Genomic DNA, 3,325 nt, shown 5'->3' with positions numbered 1-3,325 from the left:
CCTGAAAACCCTGCTGCCGCGCCGCCCGGACCTGAAAGTCATCATCACCTCGGCGACCATCGACCTGGTACGCTTTTCCAAGCACTTCGACGATGCGCCGATTGTCGAGGTCTCGGGCCGCACCGTCCCGGTCGACACCTGGTATCGCCCGTTGACGCTTGAGCAGGACGAGGAGGGTAACCGTGTCGAGGATGACTTGACCGTCGACCAGGCGATCCTCGCCACCCTCGACGAAATCGCCGCCTATGAGCGCAGCGAACGCCGCAGCCCCGGCGATGTGCTGGTGTTTTTGCCCGGCGAACGCGAGATTCGCGACGCCGCCGACATGCTGCGCAAGGCCCAGCTCAAACACACTGAAATTCTGCCGCTGTACGCGCGCCTGTCGCCGGCCGAACAGCAGCGGATTTTCCAGTCCCACCCAGGCCGCCGCGTGGTGTTGGCGACCAACGTTGCGGAAACCTCGCTGACCGTGCCGGGCATCCGTTATGTGATCGACAGCGGCACCGCGCGCATCAGCCGCTACAGCTACCGCGCCAAGGTGCAGCGCCTGCCGATCGAGGCGATTTCCCAGGCCAGTGCAAACCAGCGTAAAGGCCGCTGCGGCCGGGTTGAGCCGGGCATTTGCATTCGCTTGTACAGCGAAGAAGATTTTATCGGCCGTCCGGAATTTACCGACCCGGAGATCCTGCGCACCAACCTCGCCGCGGTGATCCTGCAGATGCTGCACCTGCGCCTGGGCGAAATCACCGACTTCCCGTTTATCGAACCGCCGGATGGCAAGGCGATCAGCGACGGTTTCAACCTGCTGCAAGAACTCTCGGCAGTCGACCGCAACAGCCAGCTCACGCCGCTGGGCCGCCAACTGGCGCGCCTGCCGGTGGACCCGCGCATGGGCCGCATGCTGCTCGAAGCGGCCAAGCTCGGCAGTTTGCAGGAAGTGTTGATTGTGGCCAGTGCCATGTCGATCCAGGACCCTCGCGAGCGTCCGCCGGAGCGCCAGCAAGCCGCCGACCAGGCCCACGCACAGTGGAAAGATGCAGACTCGGACTTCGCCGGGCTGGTTAATCTGTGGCGCGGCTTTGAAGAACAGCGCCAGGCGTTGACCGCCAGCCCGTTGCGTAACTGGTGCCGCAAGAACTTCCTGAATTACCTGCGCCTGCGCGAGTGGCGTGACTCCCATCGCCAGTTGAGCCTGATCTGCCGCGATATGCAACTGACCCTCAACAAGGAACCGGCCGACTTTGCGAAACTGCACAAGGCGGTGCTGTCCGGCCTGCTCAGCCAGATCGGCCAGAAAACCGAAGACGGCGATTACCTCGGCGCACGGCAGCGGCGCTTCTGGATTCACCCGTCCTCGGGCATCGGCAAAAAACGTCCGCAATGGCTGATGACCGCCGAACTGGTGGAAACCACCAAGCTGTATGCGCGCATGGTCGCCAAGATCGATGCCGACTGGATCGAGCCGCTGGCCGGGCACCTGATCAAGAAAAACCACTTCGAACCGCACTGGGAAAAGAAGCGCGGCCAAGTGGTGGCGTTTGAGCAGATCACCCTGTTCGGGCTGATTGTGGTCGGGCGCCGGCCGGTACATTACGGGCCGATTGACCCGGTGGTGTCCCGCGAGTTGTTTATTCGTGAAGGGTTGGTACGCGGCGAGATTCAATCCCGCGCCAAGTGCCTCACGGCCAACCAGCAACTGCTGGAACAGCTCGATGAACTGGAGGCCAAGGCCCGTCGTCGCGACATTCTGGCGGATGAAGAAACCCTGTACGCCTTTTATGACGCGCGCTTGCCGGCAGAGATCCACCAGACCGCCACGTTCGACAGTTGGTACAAGGTCAACAGCCAGAAAGACCCGCAACTGCTGATCATGCGTGAAGAGGACGTGCTGGCCCGCGAGGCCAGTGAAGTCACGGCCGCGCATTACCCCGACACCCTGCACCTGGGCGACCTGGAACTGGCCCTGAGTTACCACTTTGAACCCAACCACCCCCGCGACGGCGTAACCCTGCGCGTACCGGCGCCGCTGTTGCCGGCGTTGCCGCCTGAGCGCCTGGAGTGGCTGGTACCGGGTGTGATCGAAGCCAAGTGCATTGCGCTGGTGCGCAACCTGCCCAAGGCGCTGCGCAAGAACTTTGTGCCGGTGCCGGATTTCGTCAAGGCCGCCCTGCAACGTATCGAATTTGGCCAGGGCTCGTTGCCCCAGGCGCTGGGCCGCGAATTGCTGCGCATGACCGGCGCGCGGGTCAGCGATGAAGCCTGGGCCGAGGCGGCGCAGCAGGTGGAAAGCCACCTGAAGATGAACCTGGAGGTGGTTGACGGCCAGGGCAAGTTCCTGGGCGAAGGCCGCGACCTGGCCGAGCTGACCGCACGTTTCGCCGAGGCCAGCCAGGCCGCATTGGCTGTACCGCAAACCGCGAAAAGCCAACAGCCGGTGGAAGCCAAGGTGTTTGCCGCCGTGGCGGAAAAGACCCAGCAAAAGATTGCTGGCCTGTCGATGACGGTGTATCCGGCACTGGTCGAAGAAAACGGCACGGTCAAGGAAGGGCGTTTCTCCACCGCCGCCGAAGCCGAGTTCCAGCACCGTCGCGCCTTGCAGCGCCTGCTCATGCAGCAACTGGCGGAACCGGCAAAATTCCTGCGCGGCAAATTGCCTGGGTTGACTGAGCTGGGCCTGATGTACCGCGAGCTGGGGCGCATTGATGCGCTGGTGGAAGATATTCTGTTGGCCAGCCTCGACACCTGCGTGCTCGAAGGCGAAGCCAGCCTGCCGCGTGACGGTGCGGGTCTGGCTGCGTTGGCCGAACGCAAGCGCGGCAGTTGGACCGAACACGCCGAACGCCTGGCGCGCTTGACCCTGGACGTGCTGAAACTCTGGCATGGCTTGCAGAAACGCTTCAAAGGCAAGATCGACCTGGCCCAGGCGGTGGCGTTGAACGACATCAAACAGCAACTCAGCAACCTGGTATATCCCGGTTTTGTGCGCGAAACCCCGGCGCAGTGGTTCAAGGAATTGCCGCGCTTTCTCAAGGCCATCGAGCTGCGCCTGGAGAAGTTGCCAAGCCAGGTGCAAAAAGATCGGGTCTGGAGCTCGGAGTTGGGCGGCCTGTGGGCGCAGTACCAGAACCGCCTGAACAAACACGCCCAGGAAGGCAAGCGCGACCCGCAGTTGGAACTTTACCGCTGGTGGTTGGAGGAATACAGGGTGTCGCTGTTTGCCCAGCAGTTGGGCACCAAGGTGCCGATTTCCGATAAGCGTTTGAGCAAACAGTGGAGCCTGGTCGAGGCCTGAGTTCTTCCTCGATCCTCCAGGCAACGCCCAACC

Annotated in this window: 1 protein-coding gene; it reads left to right on the top strand. The window is 62.7% G+C overall.

Annotated features, from left to right (window positions below; genetic code table 11):
- Positions 1-3,292, top strand: a 3,292-nt coding sequence (hrpA, locus tag FEM54_RS28335) for an ATP-dependent RNA helicase HrpA (protein ID WP_138453835.1), incomplete at its 5' end; no start/stop codon positions are given.
- Positions 3,293-3,325: the final 33 nt, after the last annotated feature.

It is taken from the genome of Pseudomonas edaphica, assembly GCF_005863185.1.
GTDB classification, from domain to species: domain Bacteria; phylum Pseudomonadota; class Gammaproteobacteria; order Pseudomonadales; family Pseudomonadaceae; genus Aquipseudomonas; species Aquipseudomonas edaphica.
This window is presented reverse-complemented; position numbering and strand designations above follow the sequence as displayed.